The 24201-nt window shown below is 74.4% G+C and carries 15 protein-coding genes; 5 read left to right on the plus strand and 10 right to left on the minus strand.

Going from position 1 to position 24201, the window contains the following annotated elements:
* Positions 1 to 103: 103 nt before the first annotated feature.
* Together BXY45_RS06670 and BXY45_RS06675 are read right to left on the minus strand one after the other, a co-directional pair.
* Positions 104 to 2413: a S9 family peptidase gene (locus tag BXY45_RS06670; protein ID WP_211319290.1), complete on the minus strand. Its 2310-nt coding sequence runs from the start codon at positions 2411 to 2413 to the stop codon at positions 104 to 106.
* A 29-nt stretch (positions 2414 to 2442) separates the two neighbouring features.
* Positions 2443 to 4842 carry a SpoIIE family protein phosphatase gene (locus BXY45_RS06675; protein WP_109773551.1) on the minus strand — a complete coding sequence of 800 codons (2400 nt, stop codon included), beginning with the start codon at positions 4840 to 4842 and terminating at the stop codon, positions 2443 to 2445.
* A 144-nt stretch (positions 4843 to 4986) separates the two neighbouring features.
* On the opposite strand from BXY45_RS06675, the gene BXY45_RS06680 reads away from it, so the two are divergent.
* On the plus strand, positions 4987 to 5496 hold the full coding sequence (locus tag BXY45_RS06680; RefSeq protein ID WP_109773552.1) for an ATP-binding protein: 510 nt from the start codon (positions 4987 to 4989) through the stop codon (positions 5494 to 5496).
* 108 nt (positions 5497 to 5604) lie between these two features.
* On the opposite strand, the gene BXY45_RS06685 is transcribed toward BXY45_RS06680, so the two are convergent.
* The 5 genes from BXY45_RS06685 to BXY45_RS06705 form a co-directional block, all read right to left on the minus strand.
* Entirely contained in the window at positions 5605 to 6048 is a 444-nt protein-coding gene (locus tag BXY45_RS06685; protein ID WP_109773553.1) for an OsmC family peroxiredoxin, read from the minus strand.
* A 229-nt stretch (positions 6049 to 6277) separates the two neighbouring features.
* Positions 6278 to 6874, minus strand: coding sequence for a nitroreductase family protein (locus tag BXY45_RS06690; RefSeq protein WP_109773625.1), 597 nt, complete (start codon positions 6872 to 6874; stop codon positions 6278 to 6280).
* Between the two features lie 79 nt (positions 6875 to 6953).
* A complete protein-coding gene (locus tag BXY45_RS06695) occupies positions 6954 to 7802 on the minus strand; it encodes a DUF1206 domain-containing protein (protein WP_211319291.1) in 849 nt (282 codons plus the stop codon).
* A 59-nt stretch (positions 7803 to 7861) separates the two neighbouring features.
* Complete coding sequence (locus BXY45_RS06700) at positions 7862 to 8719, minus strand: DUF1206 domain-containing protein (RefSeq protein WP_211319292.1); 858 nt, start codon at positions 8717 to 8719, stop codon at positions 7862 to 7864.
* Between the two features lie 99 nt (positions 8720 to 8818).
* Positions 8819 to 9685, minus strand: coding sequence for a glycerophosphodiester phosphodiesterase (locus BXY45_RS06705; RefSeq protein ID WP_170131350.1), 867 nt, complete (start codon positions 9683 to 9685; stop codon positions 8819 to 8821).
* A gap of 269 nt (positions 9686 to 9954) precedes the next feature.
* On the opposite strand from BXY45_RS06705, the gene BXY45_RS06710 reads away from it, so the two are divergent.
* From BXY45_RS06710 to BXY45_RS06725, 4 genes are all read left to right on the plus strand, one after another.
* Positions 9955 to 12060 carry a M3 family metallopeptidase gene (locus BXY45_RS06710; RefSeq protein WP_109773555.1) on the plus strand — a complete coding sequence of 702 codons (2106 nt, stop codon included), beginning with the start codon at positions 9955 to 9957 and terminating at the stop codon, positions 12058 to 12060.
* A gap of 10 nt (positions 12061 to 12070) precedes the next feature.
* Positions 12071 to 12352, plus strand: a complete 282-nt coding sequence (locus tag BXY45_RS06715; RefSeq protein ID WP_109773556.1) for a hypothetical protein — start codon at positions 12071 to 12073, stop codon at positions 12350 to 12352.
* Positions 12353 to 12894: 542 nt separating this feature from the next.
* Positions 12895 to 13422 (plus strand): hypothetical protein, encoded by a 528-nt coding sequence (locus tag BXY45_RS06720; RefSeq protein WP_109773557.1) that lies wholly within the window; start codon positions 12895 to 12897, stop codon positions 13420 to 13422.
* Positions 13423 to 13696: 274 nt separating this feature from the next.
* Positions 13697 to 14812 (plus strand): ScyD/ScyE family protein, encoded by a 1116-nt coding sequence (locus BXY45_RS06725; RefSeq protein WP_170131351.1) that lies wholly within the window; start codon positions 13697 to 13699, stop codon positions 14810 to 14812.
* 293 nt (positions 14813 to 15105) lie between these two features.
* Here the strand turns inward: BXY45_RS06725 and hrpA are convergent, their stop codons facing one another.
* The 3 genes from hrpA to BXY45_RS06740 all read right to left on the minus strand — a co-directional run bounded on the left by hrpA (position 15106) and on the right by BXY45_RS06740 (position 24161).
* Positions 15106 to 19395: an ATP-dependent RNA helicase HrpA gene (gene hrpA / locus BXY45_RS06730; RefSeq protein ID WP_109773559.1), complete on the minus strand. Its 4290-nt coding sequence runs from the start codon at positions 19393 to 19395 to the stop codon at positions 15106 to 15108.
* Between the two features lie 63 nt (positions 19396 to 19458).
* Positions 19459 to 21075: an ATP-binding cassette domain-containing protein gene (locus BXY45_RS06735; protein WP_109773560.1), complete on the minus strand. Its 1617-nt coding sequence runs from the start codon at positions 21073 to 21075 to the stop codon at positions 19459 to 19461.
* The gene (locus BXY45_RS06740) at positions 21072 to 24161 is read right to left on the minus strand and encodes a hypothetical protein (RefSeq protein ID WP_109773561.1); all 3090 of its coding nucleotides are present in this window, start codon (positions 24159 to 24161) and stop codon (positions 21072 to 21074) included. The genes BXY45_RS06735 and BXY45_RS06740 overlap by 4 nt, the downstream gene beginning before the upstream one ends.
* Positions 24162 to 24201: the final 40 nt, after the last annotated feature.

Raw genomic sequence — 24201 nt, forward strand, 5'->3', positions numbered from 1 at the left:
CCAAGGGGCCAACCGTTCGCCCCCAAGGGGCCAACTCTTCACAGCGCCCGGCACCGCTCACTGGACGTAGCGGAGAGCATCGGCGATGCCAGCCACCATCTCCTCAGGCCAGGCCGAGCACGTCCAGCGCCCACGCGTCCTCGAAGGCCCGCTCGCGCCACGCCTCGTAGCGGCCCGACCGGCCGCCGTGCCCGCCGTCGACCTCGGTCTTGAGCAGCACGTCGGGCGCGCCGTCGGGGGCCTGCTGCCGCATCCGCGCCACCCACTTGAAGGGCTCCACGTAGAGCACGCGGGTGTCGTGGAGGCTGGTGGTGACCAGCAGCCTCGGCCACGTGGGGGAGCCCGGTCCGCCGTCCTCGATCGACGGGAGGTTCTCGGTGGGGGCGTAGCCCTTGATGAGCGCGTAGGCGGCGGCGTCGCGGATCGGGTCTCCCCACTCCTCCTGCTCGGGCACCGTCAGCGGCAGCGACTCGTCGAGCATCGTGGTGAGCGGGTCGACGAACGGCACCGCCGCGAGCACCCCCGCGAACAGCTGCGGCGCCAGGTTCAGCGCCGCCCCGACGAGCAGCCCACCCGCCGACCCCCCGGAGGCGACCAGGCGCGCCGGGTCGACGTAGCCCTCCCGGCCCAGGTGCTCGGCGGCCGCGACGAAGTCGGTGAAGGTGTTGCGCTTGCTGGCCAGGCGTCCGCCCTCGTACCAGAGCCGACCCAGCTCGCCACCGCCGCGCACGTGCGCCACGGCGAACACCACGCCGCGGTCCAGCAGCGACAGTCGCGGCACGGAGAACCACGGGTCGAGGCTGACCTCGTAGCTGCCGTAGCCGTACAGGTATCCCGGGGCCGTCCCGTCGACGGCGACGTCGGCGCGGCGCACCACGGACACCGGCACCCGGACACCGTCGGGGGCGGTCGCCCAGGTGCGTTCCTCTACGTAGGCGGAGGCGTCGTACCCGCCGCGCACGGGCGTCTCGCGGCGCAGCACGAGCTCGCCGTCGCGCTCGCCACCGGACAGGTCGAGGTCCACCACGCGCACCGGCGTCGTGAACGACGTCTGCTGCAGGCGCAGCAGCGGCGCCTCGAAGGACGGGTTGCCTGCCAGCACGGAGGAGGCCAGCGCCGTGGGGCTGGGCACCTCCACCGGCTCGCTCAGCTCGCCGACACCGACACTGCCACGCCCGTCCGGGCTGATCCTCAGGACGGCGACGCGCGGCAGCGCCTCCCGCCGCCACGACACCGCCACGTGCCCGGCGAACGCGTCGACGTCCTCCAGCCGGCGTCCGGGCTCGTGGGGGATGACCGTCGTCCACCGCTGGTGGGCGGTCGCCGGGTCGGCCGGGGTAGCTGAGCCACCGAGCACGCCGTCGGCGTCGAGCAGGGCGAGCGCGAAGTCCGGGGCGTCGTCGTCGTGAAGCACGAGAAGGGCGTCACGCGTGCCGCCAAGCCTACCGGCGGAGCCGTCCGGGAGCACCACGTGATCGACCGAGTACTCCACGCCGTCGCGTCGCCCCGCGACCGACACGGGAACCTCACCGGGCGCGCGGCCCGGGCCGCCGGCGTCCAGCAGCCACACCTCGGAGGTGTTCTTCGAGCCCGCCGACAGCACGATGAACCGCCCCGACCGGGTGCGCCCCACGCCGAGCCAGTAGCGCTCGTCGTCCTCGCGGAGCAGCACGGCGTCGCCGGTGCCGTCGGGGGCGCTCTCGCCCAGCAGGTGCCGGCGCACCTCGAACGGCCGCCACGCCTCGTCGACCACCGAGTACAGCAGCGTGCGGGAGTCCGACGCCCACGTGGCCCCGTGCCCCAGACCGGCGATGGCGACGTCGAGGTCGGCGCCCGTCACGAGGTCTCGGACGCGCAGCGTGAAGCGCTCGTCTCCGGTGATGTCCGCCGACCACGCCAGCAGCTGCCCGTTGGGGCTCACCGACGCCGCCCCCAGCGCGAAGAACGCCGAGTCCTTCGCCTCGACGTTGCCGTCCAGCAGCACCTGCTCACCGGGCAGCGCCGAGCCGTCCTCCGGCAGCGCCGGCGGCTCCCACCCGCCGGGCTCGCCGGCCGGGACCGCAGCGGGCACCCGGCAGATCAGCCCGTACTGCTGCCCCTCCACGGTGCGGCGGTAGTACCACCAGGCGCCGTCGCGGCTGGGCACCGACAGGTCGCTCTCCTGGGTGCGCGAGCGCACCTCCTCGAACAGCTGCTCACGCAGCGGCTCCAGGTGCGCGGTGCGCGCGGCGGTCCAGGCGTTCTCCGCGTCGACCAGCTCGCGGACCGCCGGGTCGTCGCTGTCGCGCAGCCACTCGTGCTCGTCGACGACGACGTCGCCGTGGTTCTCGCGGGTCACGCGCACGCGACGCGCCACCGGGGGGTGTTCGGGCAGGTCCTGGTGCTGATCGGTGGAGGGAGGAGCGCTGCTCACGGGGGCGACACTACGGCGCCCCCTCGGGGCTAGCGGGTTGTGGGGACCCAGCTCACGGCGAGCACGGTGGTGTCGTCCGCACGCGCGGACACCGAGCGCAGGAGCTTGTCGCACAGCTCGTCGAGGGAGCCCACGTCACCGCTGACCGTCCTGACCACCCGCTCGAGCCGCTCGGTCCACGCGGTGCGCCGTTCTTCGACGAGGCCGTCGGAGAACAGCAGCAGGGCGCCGCCGGGTTCGAGCTGCACCTCGGTGGTCGTGTACTCGACGTCGTCGAGCAGGCCGACGGCTGGGCCGCGGGCGCCGTCGTCGACGAGTCGAGCGGTGCCGTCGCCGCTGCGCACCACGAGCGGGGGGTGCCCGGCGTTGACGATGCGGGCGGCCCCTGTGGCCTGGTCGATCACGACGACGACGGCGGTGGCGAGCTCCCCGGTGAGCAGGCGCGTCACCAGCTCGTTGAGGCGCCCCAGCGCCTGGGCCGGGTCGCGGGAGGCCAGCACGTACGCCCGCAGCGCGTTGCGCATCTGGGCGCTGATGGCCGACGCCGCCAGTCCGTGGCCGGCGACGTCGCCCAGTACCACGGCGGTGCACCCGTCGGACAGGGGCACGATGTCGTACCAGTCACCGCCGACGATGTCGTCGCTGTGGGGCACGTACCGCACGGCCAGGTCGAGGCCGGGCACCTCGGGGAGCTTCTCCAGCAGCAGCGTCTGCTGCAGCGCCCTGGCGAGCCGGCTGGTGCGCTCGACCTCGCGCAGCAGGGAGTCCGACAGGTGCCGCGCGAACCCGAGAGCCGCGTCGACCTCGTGCTGAGTCCATCGCTGCGCGGTGCGCCGCACGGTCTCGCTCCACGCGTCGAAGGAGTGGCGGGGGGAGAGCCGCACGGTGCCGTCGTCGCTGCTGACGAGTGTCGACGAGCGCGGGTCTCCGCCCCAGATGATCTCCTGGAGCACCTCGGGGCGGAACCAGGCGATGAGATCGCCGGGTTGACCGCCGGCGATCGGCGCGGCCAGGACGCCGCTGGCGGTGGCCCACACGTCTTCGGGCTCCAGCCCCGCGGTCACCTCGAGGGCGGTGGCCGCCAGCGAGGAGGTCACCAGGGGGCCGTCGGCCAGGTGGACCGACAGGGCAGCGACGACGGCGGGCGGGGGGGTGGCGCCGAGCAGGCGCAACTCGCCGTGAATCCGCAGCGCGACGCCGCCGCACGGCACGAGGTCGGCGATGGTGGCGTCTTCGCGGGTCAGCGCCTCCAGCGCCATCTCCGGGGAGTCGGCGAGCAGCTCGGTGAGGCGGGCGCGCACCTGCGAGGTCGCGACCACCTGGTGGTCGGTCTCGCGCCCCACCACCACGGGCAGCAGCAGCGAGGCCGTGCGGCCGAGGAACTCCGCCGCCGTGCGCACGGGCACGCTCGGGCGGTGCGGGCCGGCGTAGTGGTGGCACGCGATGAGGCCCCAGAGCCGGTCTCCGTGGAGCAGCGAGATCGACATCGAGGCCGCGACGCCCATGTTCCGGAGGTACTGCAGGTGCACCGGCGAGACGCTGCGCAGCACCGCGAGCGACAGGTCGAGCGGCTCTCCCGTGGGCTCGGCCGGCTCGAGGGGCACCGGCGCGTACGACGACGTCGGGATGATCCGCAGCCACTGGCGCGCGTAGAGCGCGCGGGCCTGCGCGGGGATGTCGGTGGCCGGGTAGCGCAGTCCGAGGAAGGGCTCGAGGTCCGCGCGGCGGTCCTCGGCGAGCACCTCGCCGTTCCACTCCTCGTCGAAGCGGTAGACCATGACGCGGTCGAAGCCCGTCAGCTCGCGCACGCCCGTGGCGAGAGACTCCGCGAGCGCGGTGACGCTGCCGGCGTCCTGCAGGCGCCGCAGCACGGCGGGCAGCTGCAGGTGCCAGGGGTGGGTGGGGCCTTCGTCGCCGCGGGCGGGTTCGAGTTCGACGACGACGAGCGCCGGGTGCTGCGAGCTGTCGCTCGAGGTCGGCGTGATGCGGTGAGCCACGGCGTGGTGCCGGCGGCCGGACCCCACGGGCAGCTCGACAGGGTCGATCGTGGTGGTCTGGTCCCCACCGCCGTCGATGACCGAGCGGACGAGGTCGGCAAGCTGCCCTGACAGGTCCGCCAGGTCTGCGCCAGCGCTCGCGGCGGCTCCCAGGGTGCGCGCGGCGCCCGCCGACGCCGACAGCACGGTCAGTGCAGGCGGCCCCGGCGGTGCGCTCGGCGCGGGGCCCGCAGGCCGCACCACGAGCAGGTGCCCGTGCGGCTGGATGCTGCCGGGGATGCGGATCGGCTCGTCGGCACAGGCGGCGGCCGCGGCCGCCAGCGCGGCCTCGTCGAGGGCGTGTGCCGTCAGGCCGTCGGTCAGTGCGTCGGCGTGGATCAGCGCGGTTCCGGTCGCCGACGCGGCGGCCGGGGGCGGCTGCGAGGAGGACACGGGGCTCCAGCGGTGGGTGGTGGTTCGTGGGGGCGGATCACCAGCGGATCACGAGCGGATCACCACGTGTGCGGCCGGCCTGCCGGGGTAGGTAGGTGCCATCATCGCACCGCTGCTGCCTACCCCTGCTGACTTGGAGGCTCCGTGCACCTCAGCTACGGGCTCCGGCTCCCGACGGACGTGCGGCACGTCCCCGTCGTCCGGCACCTTGCCATCGCCACCCTGACCGAGCTGGGGGTCAGCCGCGGCAGCATCGATGACATCGCCCTGGCCGTCACGGAGGCCTGTTCCAACGTCGTCCAGCACGCCGGGGGCGGTGACTTCGAGGTTCGGGTCAGCGTCGAGGGCGAGTGGTGCCGCATCGAGGTGCTCGACGGCGGCGCCGGCTTCGACCCCGCTGAAGCATCTGCCGCGGTGCTCGCGGAGGGCCCCAGCGCTGACCTCACGCACGGGAGGGGGCTGGGGCTCATGCGGATCCTCGTGGACCAGCTCCACTTCGAGCCGCGCGACGGCGGGACGACGGTGGTGCTGCTCAAGCACCTGGTGCTGCGTGAGGGGTCGGTGCTCGCCGCCGCCGTCGCCGCTGCGACCGCCCCAGGGACCAGCTCGAGGACCGGCCCGGGGCTTGGCCCGGTCACTGAAGACCCCCGCTGAGCAGACCCCCGCTGAACGCGCGAGGGGGCGCCCGCGGCCCATGGCCGCGGGCGCCCCCTCGTCAAAGGTGCGCGAGCTTGCGCAACCTCCAAGAAGTCAGGGAGAGCTTCAGGACTCCAGCGACGCGTCGAGCGTGATCTCTACGCCGGTCAGGGCCTTGCTGACGGGGCAGCCGGCCTTCGCGTCGGCAGCGGCCTTGGCGAAGCTCGCCTCGTCGAGGCCCTCGACCTCACCGACGACGGTCAGCTTGATGCCGGTGAGCTTGAAGCCGCCGGCCTCCTTGTCCGGGCCGAGGGAGACGTCGGCCTTGACCTCGAGGGACTGCGGGGTGCCGCCGGCGGCCGCGATGAGCGCGGACAGCTGCATGGCGAAGCAGGAGGAGTGCGCCGCGGCGATGAGCTCCTCGGGGCTGGTGGTGCCGTCGGCGTCGTCAGCGGCGCGCTTGGGGAAGGACACGGTGTAGGTGCCGGCGCCGGAGCTGGTGAGCTCGACCTGTCCGGAGCCCTGCTCCAGGGTGCCGTTCCATGCGGTGCGAGCGGTGCGGGTGGGCATCTCGTCTCCTTCGTCCGTTGACTCAGTCTGTCGACGTCAGTCGTTCGCGCGTCCGGGATGTCCCGGCCCGCACGGAGAAAACATATCGTGCGCGACAGGTATTCCCGTCGGGGGTCGTCCCCCCACTCGCAGCCTGCACGCGGGGCCCACGGCGTGCACGCCGTGGGCCCCGCCCGTTGTCGAGTAGTTGGAGTTGTCGGTGTTCTCGGAGGTGCGAGAGCTGCCGCCGTCAGGCGGAGGCGCCGCGCAGGGGCAGCAGCAGCTCGGACAGGGGACGGCGCGCACGGGTCAGCTCACGCGCCCGGACCGTCTCGTCGAGGGTCTCCAGGTCACCCTGGCGCCCGACGGCCACGACGACGAGCGGCTCCACGCCGTCCGGGATTTCGTAGGCGGCGCGGATCGCGTCGACCTCGATGCCGCCCAGGGTGTGCACGACGAGGCCCTCGGCAGCCGCCTGCACCGTGAGGTGGGCGACGGCCTGACCGGCGTCGAGGTCGGCCCAGCGCAGCGTCTTGCCCTCCGGGGTCACGCGCTCGGCTGCCACCAGCACCAGGGCGGAGGCGTTGCCGGCCCACGCCTGGTTGAACCCCATGAGGGTGCCGAAGAGCACGTCGTGCTCGGGGGTGCCGCGCAGCGCCACCGCGAAACGCCACGGCTGGGTGTTGCTCGCACTGGGGGACCAGCGGGCGGCCTCGAGGAGGCGGCCGGCGGTCTCGGCCTCCAGTACGTGGTCGGGGTCGAAAGCGCGGGTGCTCCACCGCTCGGACAGCAGCGGGTGGACGTCCAGCGCGACGGCGGACACAGGAAGGGAGGTCGAAGTGCTCACGAGGGCGTGCAACGGCGGCACTGCTGCTGATCTTCCCGAGCGGCCCCGCCGTCCCCCGGATGCCCCTCCAGCAGGCCCCTCAGAGGTGGCCCAGACGTGCTCTCACGACGGCGTACCCGCCGTACGCCGCGAACCCGGCGCCCACGCCCGCGAGCAGCACCGCTCCGCCCGGCAGCTCCAGCAGCGCGCGCAGCGCGGCGTCCAGCCCGCCGGCCTCGCGCGGGTCGTTCGTCGCCGCGGCGGTCACGAACAGCCCGCCGACCACGCACAGCGCCAGCCCTTTGGCCGTGTATCCGACCACCCCGGCGACGTCGACCCCCAGCCGCGCCGGCCCCTCGGGCAGCGTCAGGTCCTCGCGGAAGCGCAATCGCACACCCTTGACCACGAGGTACAGCCCCACCCCGAGCACGGCCACGCCCGCCGCCACCACGGCCAGGGTGCCCAGGACGTTCTCCATGAGCTGCTCGGTGACGTCGTCGCTGGTGTCCTCCGCGTCCGTCTCACCGCCCGCGGCGTACGTCACGGCCGTCACCACCACCGCGCTGTAGACGACGCCTTTCGCGAGGTCCTTCACCCCGTCCGCACGCTGACGCCAGCGCAGCTCCAGCACGCCGTCCACGAGGTGCCACAGCGCGAGCGCGGCCAGTGCCGCGCTCGCGGCCCACAGCAGTGGGGCGCCTCCAGGGGTGCCGGCCACCGCGGCCAGCGCACCACCCTGGTCGGCCGTACCCTCGCGCACGCCCAACGCCAGCCGCACGGCCAGCGCCCCGATGAGCACGTGCAACGCCCCGGACAGGGCGTAGCCGACACGCGCCACGGGTTCCAGGTGCTCGCGGGCCGCGCGGGCGCCGTCCTCGACGTCGTCGGAGACCTCGCCGTCCCCGTCGCGGTCCAGCCATGCGCGTAGCCGGTCAGCCAGACCTCGCACTGCGGCCCGCAGGGCGTCCCACGCACCGGCCGCTGTCGACGGGCGCGTCGTCGTCGTCCTCAGAGCTCACCCCAGCGGGCCCGCACGAAGCACCAGATCCCGTACAGCGCGAAGCCCACCCCCACCGCCACCAGGAGGACGACGCCGAACGGTGCCCCCACAAGGGTCCGCATGGCGGCGTCGATCCCACCCGCCTCGGAGGGGTCGCTGCGGGCGGCGGCGACGACGAACAGCACGCCCACCACCGCCAGCGCGATCCCCTTGGCTACGTACCCCGCCCGACCTGCCCACAGCGCAGCCCTCCCGGCGGGGCCGGCGCGCCCGCCCGGCGGCGCCCCCGCCGAGCCGCGGAGGTCTTCGCGGACCTTGTCCGAGCACCCCTTCCACACGAAGAAGCCGCCCCCGCCGAACACGGCCAGCCCCACCGCCCCGACGAGCAGCACCCCGCCGGGGGAGCCCATGAGGGTGGCGGTCACGTCGTCGGTGGAGGACTCCGACGACGACGAGCCGCCGCGCGCGAACGTCAGCGCGGTGCCCGCGAGCGCGAGGAAGACCACGCCCTTGCCGAGGCCCTTCGCGGCGTCCTTCGGCTCGCGTGCCCGGGCCTCCAGCGCGCCGTCGAGGAGTTGCCACACGCCGAGGGCCGCCAGGGCCACTACTGCGGCCCACAGCGCGAAGGCTCCGAACGGCGTGCCGGCCACCTCGCCGAGGGCGCCGCTGGAGTCGGCACTCCCACCCGAGCTGCCACTCGCACTCCCACCCGAGCCGGAGAGGGCGATCCGGACGGCGAGTACGCCGATGAGAACGTGCAGGAGACCCGACACCACGAAACCCGCGCGGGCCACGGGCTCAAGGCGCTGGTGGAGCTCTTCGGCGCGGCGACCGGCCGCCGCCCCCGCGCTGGCCGTCGACGACACAGCGGACATGGTGGACCCGCCGACCGCCCTCGGCACCCCGAGCCGAGCTGGCTCTGCGTCAGCGTGTGAGCGTGCCCGAAACTGTCAGTCGCTGAGCTGTCAGGCGCCGGTCGGTGGGACGGCGACGAGGTCGGAGACGACGGCGCCCACGGCCCCCAGGGCGAGGGCACGCTGCAGCTGCGCCGGGGTGGACAGGATGTGGGCCAGCACCGGCTTGCCGAGCGCCTTCACCTCGGTCCAGCGGGCGTCGGAGGCGCCGACGTCCAGGCCGAGCAGGTCCCACGAGGCGGCGGTGCGGGTGAGCAGCGTCGCGTCGGCGTCGACCTCGCGAGCCCAGTAGAAGCCCCAGCTGCGCCAGCCCTCGCGGCGAGCGAGGTCGGCCCAGGTGGTGTTCGCGATGGGCGACTTGGCCACGATCCACCGCGGGGCGTCGGGCACGCGCCGCAGCGCCGTGACCAGCTCGCCGTGGAAGCGCGGGTTGACAGCCTTGGGGTCGACGAACAGCACCCGCTGCCCACCCCATCGCTCCAGCAGGTCCTCCAGGCGCGCGTAGGGGCGCTTCGGCTGGCGGGGATTGCTGGTCCCGGAGGCGGTGATGCGGTAGGCGGCGACCTCCGCCCAGGTGTGCGCGGCGGCGGTGAAGCCCTGCGTGCCCGACGTCCTGTCGAGGGACCCGTCGTGCAGCCCGAACCAGACGCCGTCCGACGTCCTCGACAGCGACACGTCCAGCGCGCCCACGCCGAGCGCGACGGCACGGGAGTACGCGTAGGCGGACATCTCCGGCCAGTTCAGGGAGCCACCGCGGTGGGCCACGAAGAAGCCCGGCGTCGCGAGCAGGCGGTCGAGGTTGGGGCCCGAGGCCGCTCGCGCCGGCGCCGCCAGCGGCCCAGCGGCCGCCGCAGCTCCCGCGGCGGCCAGCCCGAGGCTGGCGAGCACCGCCCGCCGCGTCCACCGCACCGAGTCCACCTGAGACCTCCGCTTGTGAGCTGTCGTGCGCTCGTAGCGGCGCCGACATCCTTCTCTCGTCGCAGTGTGGGCTCCACCGTGGCACTGCGTCGTCACGCCACCCCGTCGGACGCAGGGCATCCACCGCATCGGGTGCACACAGACTCGTTCGCGGGTCCGCTGGCCCGCCTCGCTACCGGTCCCCGCTACCGACCTCGCTACCGACCTCGCTACCGGACCAGCGCGGTTAGTCCCCGGCGCTGTCGGAGGGCTGGGATAGCGTCGCGAGCGTGCTGGACCCCACCCACCCCCTGGCCGCACCGAGCACCCTCCCGCACGGCCTACCGCCGTTCGACGTGCTGCGCACCGAGCACTTCGCGCCCGCGCTGCGCGCGGGGATGGCCCAGCAGCGCGCCGAGGTCGAGGTCATCGCCACCGACTCCGCGCCGGCCATGTTCGCCAACACCGTCGCCGCACTGGAGGCGTCCGGTGAGCTGCTTCACCGCGCCACCAACGTCTTCTCCAACCTCGTCTCCTCCCACTCCGACGAGGCGCTGCGCGCCGTCGAGGCCGAGCTGGCACCCGAGCTCAGCGCCCACGGCGACGCGATCACCCTCGACCCGCGCCTGTTCGCCCGGCTCACCGTGGTGCTCGAGCAGACGGCCGGAGGCGCACCGGACGCCGACGGCGCCGTCCTCGACGCCGAGCAGCGCACCGTGCTCGAGCGCTGGCACCGTGACCTGGCGCGCGCCGGCGCTGGCCTGGACGAGGCCGCCAAGGCCCGGCTGCGCGAGCTGAACGGCGAGCTGTCACGGCTGACCACGCAGTTCGGCACCGAGCTGCTCGCCGCGACCAACGCCGCCGCCGTCCACGTCACCGACGAGTCCGAGCTGGCGGGGCTGTCGGCCGGTGAGCGCGCCGCCGCGGCGCAGGCCGCCGAGGCCCGCGGCCTGCAGGGGTGGGTGCTGCCGCTGTCGTTGCCCACCGACCAACCCGTGCTCGCCTCGCTCGACCACCGCGGTCTGCGCGAGCGGGTCTTCCGCGCCTCCACCACCCGCGGTCTCGGCGGCGAGCACGACACGCGCTCCCTGTTGACCCGCATCGCCGCGCTGCGCGCCGAGCGCGCCGGCCTGCTGGGCGCCGCCCACCACGCCGAGCACGTCCTGGAGGTCGCCACAGCCCCGTCGGTCGAGGCGGTGATGGACCTGCTGACCTCCGTCGTGCCGGCCGCCGTGAGCAACGCTCGCGGCGAGGCCCTCGAGCTGGTCGAGGAGCTTCGGGCCCTCGAGGGCGACGACGCCGCGTTGCGTCCGTGGGACTGGTCCTGGGCCGCGGCCCGCGTCCGCGCGCGCAGGTTCAGCCTCGACCAGGCTGCGCTGAAGCCGTACTTCGAGCTCGACGCCGTCATCACCCGCGGGGTGTTCGCCGCCGCGACGGCGCTGTACGGCCTGACCTTCACGGAGCGCCCTGACCTGCCCGTCTACCACCCCGACGTGCGCACCTGGGAAGTCTTCGACAGCGCCGGTACCTCGGTAGGCCTCTTCCTGGGTGACTTCTTCGCCCGGGAGTCCAAGCGCGGCGGCGCCTGGATGAGCCACTACGTCAAGCAGCAGGCCCAGCCGGCCGTCGGGGGTCGCCCGGGCCGGACCACGCGGCCCGTCGTCGTCAACAACCTCAACGTGCCGCGCCCGCCCGACGGCGAGCCGGCACTGCTGACCCCCGACGAGGTCGAGACCGCCTTCCACGAGTTCGGGCACGCCCTGCACGGGCTGCTGTCCGACGTCCGCTACCCGCGCCTGTCCGGCACCACGGTGCCCCGCGACTTCGTGGAGTTCCCCTCGCAGGTCAACGAGGTGTGGGCGTGGGACCCGGCGCTGCTGCCCGCGTACGCCCGCCACGTCGAGACCGGCGAGCCGCTGCCGGCGGAGCAGGTGGCCGCGCTGCTCGCGTCGCGCTCGTACGGTCAGGGCTTCGCCACCACCGAGATCGTCGCGGCGATGCTGCTCGACCAGGCCTGGCACCAGCTGGCCCCGGGGGAGTCCGTGGCCCCCGACGAGGTCGAGGCGTTCGAGGCCGCCGCGCTCGAGCGGCACGGCATTGCCGTGGAGCTCGTGCCCCCGCGGTACCGCTCGACATACTTCAACCACGTCTTCTCCGGCGGGTACTCGGCGGGCTACTACTCCTACCTGTGGAGCGAGGTGCTCGACGCCGACACCGTGGAGTGGTTCACCGAGAACGGCGGCCTGCGCCGGGAGAACGGTGCCGCGTTCGCCCGCGAGGTGCTCTCGCGCGGAGGCACCGTCGACTTCGCCGCCGCATACCGTGCCTTCCGCGGACGCGACCCGCGGGTGGAGCCCCTGCTGGAGCGCCGGGGCCTCGCGGCCACCGGCTCCTGAGGGGGCGGCGGTGCCGCGCGTTCCGGGGGAGAACAACGGGCTCGGTCCCGCGTCGGTGGCAGTCGGGCTCACCTCGCTCGTGCTCGGAGGGCTCGTGTTCGCCCCGCTGCTGCTGGGCGGCATCGCGGGCACGTGGCTGGCGGTGAGGGCCCGCCAGCGCGTCGTCGACGGTGACGCGAACAACCCGCGGACCGTCTTCGTGGGCTTCCTTGCCTCCACAGCGGCGATCGCGCTGTTCCTCGTGCTGCTCACGGTCGGCGTGCTGACGTCCTCGGGGGTCCTGTCCGGCTGAGCCATGGTCGACTTCATGGCCTTCACAAGATCCACCGGCAGGCGCGATCAGGCGGGCGGTGACGTGCAGTCTCCCCGCGAGGTCGCGTGCCGTGCTCCTCGTGGCCGCGCAGCCCTTCAGAAGATGGCCAGTCGGAGAGCAGCGTCGACACGGAGGGGAATCTCCGTGAGCCGGTCCCACAGCACCCACCCGGCCATAGGTGCCCCGGTCACGGTGGTGCGCAGGTGACCGTCCTCTGCGGGGAGCTGCGTGACAGTGGGAGCGCCGGCTCGCACCTGTGACTCACGGATGCGTCCTTGCCCTTGAGTACGCCTATGCCTTCGAGTACGTCTAGCGATTCGGGTCTGTGAGTCATTCTTGTGATCACTTCTTCGGTAGGTCGGGTGTGCGGGCGAGTGACGTGCTCTCAGGTACCCCACCCCGATGGCCGATGACCTCTGGACGACGCGGCGCCGCCCGGTCACCGTCGCACCACCGGTGCGGAGTGCCCCGCCGGGGCGGCCCGCGGGCGCAGCATCGACGCAGGGACAGGGGTGAGGGCCGTGTTCGGAGCGGTGAACGGGCTCGTGCGCCTCGCGGTGCTCGGTGTCGGCGCCGTCATCGGCACCGCGGGGTGTGCCTGGCTCGTCGGAGCGGCGATCACCGTCGCGCAGACGCCCGCGTGGGGTGGAGACTCCACGACGAGCAAGCTGCCCGCCGTCGCCGTGCCTCGCGATGTGCCGTCGGGAACACCCCTGTCGACGCCGGATCCGACCGTGGCGCCGACGGGTGCTCCGACGGCTGCAGCGGCACTCCCTTCGGACCTGCCGTCGACACTCCCCTCGACGCACAGCTGGGTGCCAGCTTCCGGCGACACCGGCGCTGGCTCGACGACGACGGCGCCGACCGGCCCGCCGGTGAGCGCGGCCGTGGGCGCCGTCCCCCGCCAGACGCCGGGCGGTGTGCTGGGCGGGACCTCCGACCTGACCGACCAGGAGATCGCGCGGATGCTCGGGTCCGACGCCGGCAGCGGCACCTCGCCGTCGTCGTCCTCTGTGCCCTTACCGTCGGCGTCACCGCTGGCCGGCTGAGCCACCGCTGGCCGGCTGAGCCACCGCTGGCTGCGACGCTCCTGAGGGCGTGCGAGCCGACGAAAAGGGCGAATCTAGGCCTTTTCGGGCTCTCGGCACCAGAGGGTTGACCCCCTGGTTCTGTGAGGGATCTGCGAGCACCCTGTGCCGCGTCGAGGCGCTCGAGCCTCGCGGGGGGACGGGGGTGGTCGCGGTGGGAGCTGTGAGCGGTACGGGCAGGGGGCATGTCAGAGGGAGCGGCAGGCTCAGGCGCCGGTCTCTTGCGGTCGGGGTGGTGGCAGCGGGTGCGGCACTCGGGCTGGTGGTGCCCCCGGCGGTCGCCTCCGACGGCGGTGCGGCGAGCCGGTCGGCGCCGGTCACGGTGGTCGCCTCGGGGCTGTCGGACCCCTGGAGCGTGAGGTTCGACCTGCGCGGCCGCCTCGTCGTCGCCGAGTCCGGAACCGGGGAGATCACGCGGCTGCCCAAACCTGGTCAGCGAGGCGGCGCCACGGTGCTCGCCACCGTGCCGGGTCTGGCCGGCGCCGACACGCGGGCGGCCACGGTGCTGGGCATCACGTCAGGCCCTCCCGGGGGAGCCCCTGACGACCCCAACACCCCGCCGGCGCCTCCTCCGCCCAACCCCGCGACCCTGTTCGCAGGAGCGCCGGGCACGGTGTCTCCGAAGGCCGACCTGCTCGCCTATGAGCTGAAGGCCAACCCCGACGGTCAGGTGCAGTTCGTGGACGGTCAGCCCGTCGACGCGCTGTCCAACCCGTTCTCGGTGCTGGCGGGCCTCGGCGTCGGCGGGGCCCCGCTGGCCTACGTCGCCGATGGCGGCGCCAACGACGTGCTCGCCGTGGCCGCGAACGGCAAGGTCAGCACGTTCTTCGTGCCGCCGACGGTCACCACGGGCGCCTGCGCTCAGGTGCCCAACAACGCCGCGGGCAGCTTCGGGTGCGACTCGGTGCCGACCGGGCTCGCCTACGGCCGCGACCTCAACATCTACATCGCCGCCTTCACCGCGGGGGTGCCGGGCGAGGGGCGTGTCTACGTGGTCGACAGGCGCGGCAGGCTGCTGCGCACCATCTCCGGCTTCTCTGGACCGACCGGCGTGGCCGTCGGCGACGACGGCACGGTCTACGTCAGCGAGCTGCTTGAAGGCGCCCCGGAAGGTGAAGGACCTCCACCCGCGGGGTTCGACCCGACCAGCATCGGGCGCATCGTGGCGGTGGCACCCGACGGGCGCCGGTCGGCAGCGCAGGTCACCATGCCGCTCGGCCTGCAGTGGTGCGACGGAGCGCTGTACTCCACCGCGTGGAGCGTGGCGGGCCAGTTCGGCCTGGCACCCGCGGGCGGCGCCCCCGTCGGTCAGGTGGTCAAGGTCAGCAAGAAGGCCTTTAGTCCGCTCTGAGCCCCGACCATCCTCCGCTGACGATCAAGGAAGTTCTGCACGCGCGTGCAGAACTTCTTTGATCGTCGAGGAGGGGGTGGTCGTCTCCCGAGTGGGGGCGGCCGGCCCCGTGAGGCACCATGGCGCTCCCCGGACGACGCGGTCCGGAGGGCGAAGCGGGAGCTGAAGGCCCTGCTCGACGCCCCCGCCGAGATCGGCCTGCGCATCTTCTGACCTCCTCACCGTGATCATGGGCAGTTGGCCACCCTTGCCAGGTGGCCGACTGCCCATGATCATGGACCGGGGAGGTGGGGTCAGCGGAGGGCGGTGATGGCCGCGGCGACGCGCTTCTCGCTCACAGGGCCGCTGGCCCCCACGGTCTGCGCGAACAGGCTGACGCGCAGCTCCTGCAGCTGCCAGCGGACCGCCCGTACCTCTTCGGCGTCGCGGCGGGCGGACGGCAACGCGGCCACCGCCCGCTCGAGGTCGGCCTCGAGGCGCTGGACGACGCCGGTCCGGTCCCGGTCGCGCTGCGCCGCCTGCGCGGCATTGCCGCCATCTCCGCCGCTGAGCACCTCCAGCCGGCGCAGCAGGGCCCGCAGGTAGCGCTGCACGTCGGGCAGCCGCTCCAGGCTCACCTCCGCGACGAACCCGGCGTGCACGAGCACCCCGAGCTGCGCCCGCACGTCGGCGAGTGAGGCGACCAGCGGCAGCGACGCCGGCGTCCTGTCGAGGGCGTGCTCGACGTCGCGTGCCGATTTCAGCACCCGCTGCACCAACCCCAGCACCTGCTGCGTGGTGGCGAGCAGGTCGGGGCGGACGGCGCGCAGCAGCGCGTCGAACGCCTCCCCATCACGGACGCCCAGCCCGCCACCCGGCGCGCGCGTCGCCACGAGGTGGTCGACGGCGGCGTCCGCGCAGTCGGCGAGCAGCGCCTCCACCGTGCCGTGCGGTGACCGCGCGAGCGCCAAGCGGCCTGGCGTTCCCAACCCATCAAGCAGCGACTTCGCCGGGTTGGCCAGCACCATCCGCGCCAGCCGCGCCACGCCTCGCGAGTGCGCCGCGTGCGCCTCGGCCTCGGTAGCGAGCACGCGCACAGCGATGCGCCGCTCGCCGTCCTTCTTGCCCTTCGCAGGCTGAGCCCATCGCTCCACCACGAGGCTCGGGAACCCCACCACCGGCCGCCCGTCGGGCGCGGCGGTCTCCACCTGCTCGGCCAGCACCAGCCCGGCCGGCCACGACGTCAGCGCCTCGTGCTCCAGCTGCTGCCCCGACGCCCGCGCCCCCGCCGTCACCGCCTGCACGACGGCCGCGCGCTGCGCCCCGGCCGTCTTCTCGCGCAGGGCCGCGAGGTCCTTGCCGGTGGCGACGACGCGCCCGTCGGCGTCCTCCAGGGCGTACGTCGGCAGCAGGTGCGGAGCGGTCTCGACCAGCCGCGCGGCGTCCCAGGCCTCCGGGGGGACGACGACGCCGCGCCGCGTGCGCAGCACCTCGCCCACGGCGTCGACGAGCTTCACGCCCGGCGGTGGGACTTCTGGCAGCGCGGCCGCCACCTCGCGGGCCGTGTCGGGGACGGGCACCAGCTGCACGCGGATCGGCTTGGGCAGCGCCCGCAGCAGCGCCGTCACCAGCTCGGTGCGCCACGCGGGCACGCCCCAGTCCAGGCCCGTCTCCGGGACCTGCGCGAGCACGGCCAGCGGCACGTGCACGGTGACGCCGTCGTCGGCGGCGTGCGGGTCGAACCGGTAGCTCAGCGACAGGTCGAAGCTGCCGGAACTCCAGGACGTCGGCGCGTCCTCCACGTCCGCGTCGCCCGTGGTGAGGTCGACGACCGTCAGGGTCAGCAGGTCGGGACGCGTGCGGCGCTCGCGCCGCCACCACGCCTCGAACGCCCTCGCCGAGGTGGCGTCGGCGGGCAGCCGGGCGTCGTAGAAGGCGACCAGCGCCTCGTCGTCGACGCGCAGGTCACGGCGCCGGGTGCGGGCCTGCAGCTCCTCGACATCGCGCGCCACCGCAGCGTTCGCCTCGACAAAGGCAACGGCGGCGCCTCTGGCGTCCCACTCACCGCCGACGAGGGCGTGGCGGATGAACAGGTCACGCGCGGTCACCGGGTCGAGGCGCGCCAGCGGCACCGTGCGGCCCGCGACCAGCGGCAGGCCGTACAGCGTGACCCGCTCGGTGGCCACGGCCGCGCCGCGCTGCTTGCTCCAGCGAGGCTCCGAGTGGCTGCGCACCACGAGGTGCGCGGCGAGGGTCTCCACCTGCTCCGGGTCGACGCGAGCCACGACCCGCGCCCACAGCCGGGAGGTCTCCACCAGCTCGGCCGCCACCACCCACGACGGCGACCGCTTGGCCAGCACCGACCCCGGCGCGATGGCGAACCGCGTGCCGCGAGCGCCGACGTACTCCGCGGGCCCGCGACGCCGGGTCTCGCGCGCTCCGTCGCGGCCCTCGCGCCCGCCGTCCCGACCGTTCTTCTCCTCCGCGCGCAGGTCCTTGCTGCCCACCTGCGTGAGCAGCCCGGCGAGCAGCGCCGTGTGCACCTGGGCGCGGACTGGCTCCAGCGCCTCACCCGTGCGCACCTGCGCCGACTCAGCCCCGCTCGGGGTGGAGATACCGAGCCCGCGCAGCACCCGCCGCAGCTGGGCGTGCACGTCCTGCCACTCGCGGATCCGCAGGTGGTGGAGGTACTCGGCCTTGCACATACGCCGGAACGACGACGACGAACGCTCCGCCGCCTGCTCCGTGAGGTAGGCCCACAGGTTCAGCGTCGAGACGAAGTCGGAGTGCTCATCGGCGAAGCGCCTGTGGCTCTCGCGTGCCGCGTCAGCCTTCTCCAGCGGCCGTTCCCGCACGTCCTGCACCGACAAGGACGCCACGAGCACGAGCAGCTCGGGGACGACGCCTTCGCGGTCGGCCTGGAGCAGCATCCGCGCGAAGCGCGGGTCGGCCGGTACCTGCGCCAGCCGCTTGCCGATGTCGGTGAGCTGGGGGCTCCCTGCCGGCGACGGGTCATCGATCGCGCCGAGCTCGTGCAGCAACGCCAGGCCGTCACGCACCTGCCGGCGGTCGGGCGCGTCGAGGAAGGGGAAGTCCTCCACAGCGCCCAGACCGAGGGACGCCATCTGCAGGATGACACTGGCCAGCGACGTCCGCTGCACCTCGGGCTGGGTGAACCGCGGGCGGGACTCGAAGTCGCGTTCGCTGTAGAGGCGGATCGCGACGCCGTCCGCCACACGCCCGCAGCGCCCCGACCGCTGCGCCGCGCTCGCCTGGCTCACCGGCTCGATGGGCAGGCGCTGCACCTTGGTGCGCGCGGAGTACCGGGAGATGCGGGCGGTGCCGGTGTCGACGACGTACCGGATGCCCGGAACGGTCAGCGACGTCTCCGCCACGTTGGTGGCCAGGACGATCCGCCGCGACGTCCCCGCACCGGGCTTGGAGAACACCCGGTGCTGGTCGGCGGCCGACAGGCGCCCGAACAGCGGCAGCACCTCGGTCGCGCCGCCACCTCCCGAGCCCGCCGGGCGCAGCCCGGGGATCTCCCGGCGCTCGATGGCGGCCGTCAGCGCATCGGCGGTGTCGCGGATGTCGCGCTCGCCGGAGAGGAACACGAGGATGTCGCCGTCGCCCAGCGCCGACAGCTCGGCCACGGCGTCGAGGATCCCCTCCGTCTGGTCTCGGTCCTCACCGCGGCCGCGGCGTGCGTCGTCGGGGTCGACCTCGAGGGACTCGCCATCGTCGTCCTCGGATCCTTCGGAATCGACCGGTGTCTCGTCGAGGCTGAGCGGGCGGTACCGGATCTCCACCGGGAACGTGCGCCCGGAGACCTCCACCACGGGTACCTCGCCCGCCACCGCGCCGAAGTGATCAGCGAAGCGCTGCGGGTCGATGGTCGCGGAGGTGATGACCACCTTGAGGTCCGGGCGGCGCGGCAGCAGCCGGTGCAGGTACCCCAGGAGGAAGTCGATGGTGAGGGACCGCTCGTGCGCCTCGTCGATGATGATCGTGTCGTAGGCGAGCAGGTCCGGGTCGCGCTGCACCTCGGCCAGCAAGATGCCGTCGGTCATGAGCTTGACCAGGCTGTCGGGGCCGACTTCGTCGTGGAACCTCACCGCGTAGCCCACCGGGCTGCCCGGCGCGCCGACCTCGGTGCCCAGCTCCTCCGCCACGCGCTCCGCCACCGCGCGCGCCGCGATGCGCCGCGGTTGGGTGTGGCCGATGAGCCCGCGCACGCCACGCCCGAGCTCCAAGCAGATCTTGGGCAGCTGCGTCGTCTTGCCGGAGCCGGTCTCCCCGGCGACCACCACGACCTGGTGATCGCGGATGGCGTCGGCGATGTCGTCGCGGCGGGCGCTGACGGGCAGGTCGGGATAGCTGAGGGATCCGACGACGGCGTCCGCGGCTACCGCCCGAGATGCCAGCCGGGCCTGCGCCGCGACCACCTGATGAGCCACCTCGGCCAGCTGCTGCGCCCGGCGCGGGCCCTTGGCACGTTCGGCGCCGTCCAACCGACGGGCCAGGCGCCGCTCGTCACGCAGGAGGGTGGCCGCGAGCCCGCTGCGCAGCACGTCGGGATCGGGGCCCGTGGTGGTCGTCGTCATCTCGCCGTCCAGCGTAGGTGGCGAGGGCGGGTGCGGTCCCGCCGGTTTCCGGCGTGACGTCGATCAGTCGAGGGCGTGGACCACGTCGGCTGCCGCCACCAGGACGGGGTCGTGGGTGGCGACGAGGACACCTGCCCCCGCCCGGGCGACGTCCCGCAGCACCTGGACGACGAGCTCGGCCGACGCCTCGTCGAGCTGAGAGGTGGGCTCGTCGAGGACCAGCAGGCGCGCTGCCGCGCCGGGCCTGTCGCTGGGTCCGTCGCCGGGCCTGTCGAGGGCTACCAGCGCCCGGGCCAGGGCGACGCGCTGCCTCTCGCCACCGGAGAGTCCCGAGGTGGGACGGTGGTTCAGGCCGGCCAGCCCGAGCCTGGCGAGCCAGCGGCCGGCGCCGGGGTCCTCCGGCAGGCCCTGGGCTGCCCGGGCCAGGTCGAGGTTGCCTGCGGCGTCGGCCGTCCGGACCAGGTGCACCTGCTGGGAGACCACACCGCACACGTCGCGGCGCACGCTCGCCAGCTCGGCGCGGTCCAGCCCCGCCAACGCACGGCCGCCCAGCTCGACGACGCCGCGGTCCGGGCGCTGCATGCCCAGCAGCACCCGCAGCAGGGTGCTCTTGCCGGTCCCCGAACGCCCGGTGAGCACGGTCAGCGCACCGGCGTGGACCTCCAGGTCCAGACCGTCCAGCACCGTGACGTCGTCGTAGGAGACGGCGACTCCGGCGCACCGGGCCAGCACCTCCGCAGGCGTCGTCGGGTCGGTCCCGCTCTCTGGGCCGCACGCCGGGGTCTGCGAGACGGCTTCGTCGGTCGGCGGGGCGGCAGCACGGGTGGCGGGGTCGGCGCGCAAGACGACGGTCCCGTCGGCGGCCCGCAGGGCGCGGACCCGGCCGCTGGTCCAGGTCCCGGTCTCGAAACCGGCTCGGACCTCGACCGGCAGCCGCAGCCACCCCCGGTCGTCGACGACCAGGGACTCCTCGCCGTCGCCCCCCGGTTCCCACGTCTCGCTGATCCGGCCGTCGCGCATCCGGACCACCCGGTCGGCGATCGTCGCAGCCCTGTGGTCGTGGGTGACCAGCACCAACGTCGCGCCGACCTCGCGCACCGCCCGGTCCAGCAGGGCGTAGACCTCGCTCGCCGAACGGAGGTCGAGCTCTCCGGTGGGCTCGTCGGCCAGCACCAGGGCCGGCCGGTGCGCCACAGCCGCGCACACGGCGACCTTCTGCCGCTGCCCACCGGACAGCCTCGCCGGGTGCGCCTCCCCCAGGTCGGCCAGGCCGAGCGCACCGAGCAGCTCACCCGCCCGGGAACGGGCCTTCGCCGCGGAAAGACCGGTGACCCGCAGCTGCAGGGCGACGTTGGTCAGCACGTCGAACTCCCCTCGCAGCAGCCGCCACGGGTCCTGGTCGACCTGACCGAGGGACCGTGCCCGCCACCGGGCCAGGTCGCCCGCTTTCGCTGTCGAGACCTGCAGCCCCGCCACGACGGCCGTTCCCGCGGCCAGCCGCTGCTCACCGGCGAGCACCCGCAGCAGCGTGGTCTTTCCCGAACCGTTCGGGCCGTGCAGGACCAGCCGCTGCCCGGCGGGGACCTGCAGCCCGAGCCCGCGCAGTGCCGCCACCGCGCCGCCGTCCGGCAGCGGGTGCAGGCAGAAGGCGTCCCGCACGTCGACCACGAGATCGTTCATCGGCGCAGCCCCGGCGGTGACGGCAGCGGCTCGCGCAGGCTGCTGGCCGCGACGACGGCGGCCCCGCCCAGCGCCAGCGCCAGTGCCACGACCAGCGCGAGCAGCGCCGTCGTCAGGCCCATCTCCGGGACCAGCGGTGGGCGCGGCTGCTCGCCGCCCGCGGTGAGCGGCACCAGCTGGGCGGTCAGCCGGGTGAGCACCGTGGCAGCGGCCACCCCGACCGGCACGGCCAGCGCCGTCACCGTCGCCGCCCGCGCCCACAGGCTGCGGCGCAGCACCCGGGGTGCGATGCCCTCGGTCTCCCAGGCGTACAGCTCCCCGGCGTCCTCGTCGCGCTGGCCGACCACCAGCAGCACCAGCGCCGCCAGCCCGACGAGCGCCGTCAGGCCGGCGGCCAGCAGCAGCATCCTGACGGCTCCCACGGCCACCGGGTCGGTGCGCAGCTGCCGTTCGACATCGGCAGCCCGCTGCACCGTCAACCCGCTGGCCACCCCGCCGGTCACCCCGCTCGTCGCCGCGCTCGGGGATGCAGCACCGCTGGACCCGGGCGAGGGGCCAGCGACCCAGAGCTCGTCAGGTTCCGCGCTCCCAGGCGACTGCGCGTCGAGGAGCGCTGCCAGGGCCGAGGCATCCACGACGACGAACCGGCCGTCGTCGACGGTCGGGAACCGGGGCAGCGCGGCGACGACCTTCGCCTGCACGGGCTGCTGGTCCAGCGTCAGCGTCACCAGGCCGCCGACCCCGCCCGCATCCCGCGTGGTGACCGGGTCCGCCGCGACCGGCAGCGGAGCAGCCGACGAACCAGGCGCCGTGGAACGAGCGGCGACCCACCCACGGCTGCCCTCGAGCCTGTAGTCGATCTGGGCCGAGGTCCCGTCGTCGGCGGTGGTCAGCCCGTCGCCCGACCACCCGCTCCACGGCTGCGGGACCGACGTGCCGTCCACCGACACCTCGCCGAGGGTAATCCGCCCGGTCGCCGCGGGTCGCGCGGTGGGGCCCTCGGCGGCGGCGTGCTCCCGCAGCATCTCGGTGATGCTGTTGGGCGTGTACGTCAGCGCGATCAGCTGCCAGCTGCCCTCCTCGGGCAGGTCGGTCTGTTGACGCAACCGCTCCGCGCCCGGCTCCGGCACGAGCCGCAGCGTGCGCTCGCGGCCGTCGGTCGCGCGCAGGACGGCACCCAGCTGCATCACCGTCTGCTCGGCGTCGGTCTGCACGGTGAGGGTGCGTCCCGCTGGCAGCACCGGGCCCGGGGTGGGCACCGTCAGCGTCACCGCCCGGGCGACGGCCGTGGCGTCGGAGCTGCCGACGGTGTGCGACCAGGACCGCACCTGCGCCAGCGCAGCCGGTTCGACGCCGACGAAGTGCACCACCTCCGACCCCTGCCCTCCGGAGCGGATCGCGCCGGCGGCCCGCAGCACGGGGTACCCGGTCGCTCCTGCGGCACCGGCCTCGGTGGCCACCTGGGCCACCGAACCCGCCGACAGCACCGTGCCATGCGAGGGACCTGGCGTGACCCGCACCTCGAGCGGGACCTCGAACGCAGCCTGGTCCGCCGCACCCCGGAGCAGGGTGGCCCGGTAGGAGATGGCGAACCCGCTGGCCCCGACCCCCGCCACCAGCAGGGCGACGGTCGATGCGGCGAGCAGCGGGTGGCCCGAGACCCCGGCGACGCCGAGCCGCAGGCCGACCGCCCGCCGTGGGACCAGCCGGTAGGCGGTGCGGGCGGCCCAGGGCCAGGCGCGCGCCGCAAGCAGGGCAGTGCTCAGGAGCACCAGCGACGGCAGGAGCACCGGCAGCGGGTCGCCGGTGCCAGCCGAGCCCCGAGAGACCACGAGCGCCGCGGCGGCGAGCCCCGCCACGGCCAGCACGGAGACCAGCCGCCACGCCGAGCGCTCGTCGGTCCACGCCGGCCGCGCCGCGGCGGGCCACAGCACGACGGTGATCAGCACCCAGGCGGTGAGCCCGAGCCCGAGCACGGTGGGCAGAGCGGCCTTCAGCGACGCCCCGAGCGTGTCAGCCACCGGCAGACCGGCGACCGCCGTCGTCCCGGCGGCGACGGCCGAGCCGAGGACCAGTCCGGTCAGGGTGCCGGCGATGGTCACCAGCCCGGCCTCTCCGAGGGTCACCCACCGCAAGGGGGTCGCGGCCAGACCGCGGCGGCGCAGGGCGGCGGTGAACCGCAGGTGGTCGGGGCGCAGCGCGGCGGCCCCGCACAGCGCAGCACCCAGCAGCAGCACCGCACAGCTGCCGGCCAGCAGCCCGAACCTGCCGGTGGACGCCTGCGCGCGCTCGGCAGCCGCGGCGATCACGGCGCCGGGGGCGGTCAGCACGGCCTGGTCGGAGGAGAGTCGTTGAGCGGCGGCGGACGTGGCCGCCGACCACGCCGCGACCCCGGACCGGCGGATCTGGTCCCGGTCCAGAGGCGCCACCCATCCGTAGGTGCGCTGAAGCAGAGCGACGGAGCTCACGTGGCCGACCGGGCCGACTCCATCCGCCAACAGCACCGCCGTCCGGGGATCGAACGTGCCGGACAGCAGCAGCGGGTCGGTGCGCACCGCACGTCCCACCACCACCAGCCCCGTTTCCGGATCGGGGGTGGGGTCCTGCACCGCCGCCGCGCCCTGGCCGGCAGCGCCGTCAGCCTCGGTAGACAGGAGGAGCACCTCGCAGCGCGTCGGCGTGCAGCTGCTCGGTGCCCGCCCGGAGGTGACCCGCACCGCGGTGGCGAACTGGTCGGTGCCGGCCAGCACGTACTCGCTGCCGTGGCCGTCGCTGACCACCGGTGTCGTGACCTGCTCCCGCAGCGGCATGCGGGCATCGACCACCCCTGTCAGCTCGCGCCGGACGGCGGCGTCGACCTCGGCGAGCTCGGCGTCGGTGAGGTGACCGGCTCGGCTGACGCTGACGCTGCGCTCGGCGAGCGGCAGGTCGCCCAAGGCCCGACCGAGCGCGCCGTCCGCCGTGGCTCGGGCCCCCGCCTGCAGGACGACGGGCGGTGCTGCGCCCAGCGCCAGCGCCAGCACGAGGGCGGCGTGGCGGAGCCCTGCGCGCCGTCCCCGCGCGAGGACCAGCCAGGGGACGAGCATGCGGCGGATGGTAACGCCTCGAGCCGCCGTTCTCCGTTCC

It is taken from the genome of Quadrisphaera granulorum (genome assembly GCF_003149145.1).
Taxonomy (GTDB): Bacteria; Actinomycetota; Actinomycetes; order Actinomycetales; family Quadrisphaeraceae; genus Quadrisphaera; species Quadrisphaera granulorum.

Excerpts from the sequence above, each read along its gene's own strand:
- hrpA (WP_109773559.1), bottom strand. The coding sequence starts at position 19,395 with ATGACGACGACCACCACGGGCCCCGATCCCGACGTGCTGCGCAGCGGG.
- BXY45_RS06735 (WP_109773560.1), bottom strand. The coding sequence starts at position 21,075 with ATGAACGATCTCGTGGTCGACGTGCGGGACGCCTTCTGCCTGCACCCG.
- BXY45_RS06740 (WP_109773561.1), bottom strand. The coding sequence starts at position 24,161 with ATGCTCGTCCCCTGGCTGGTCCTCGCGCGGGGACGGCGCGCAGGGCTC.
- BXY45_RS06685 (WP_109773553.1), bottom strand. The coding sequence starts at position 6,048 with ATGCCCACCCGCACCGCTCGCACCGCATGGAACGGCACCCTGGAGCAG.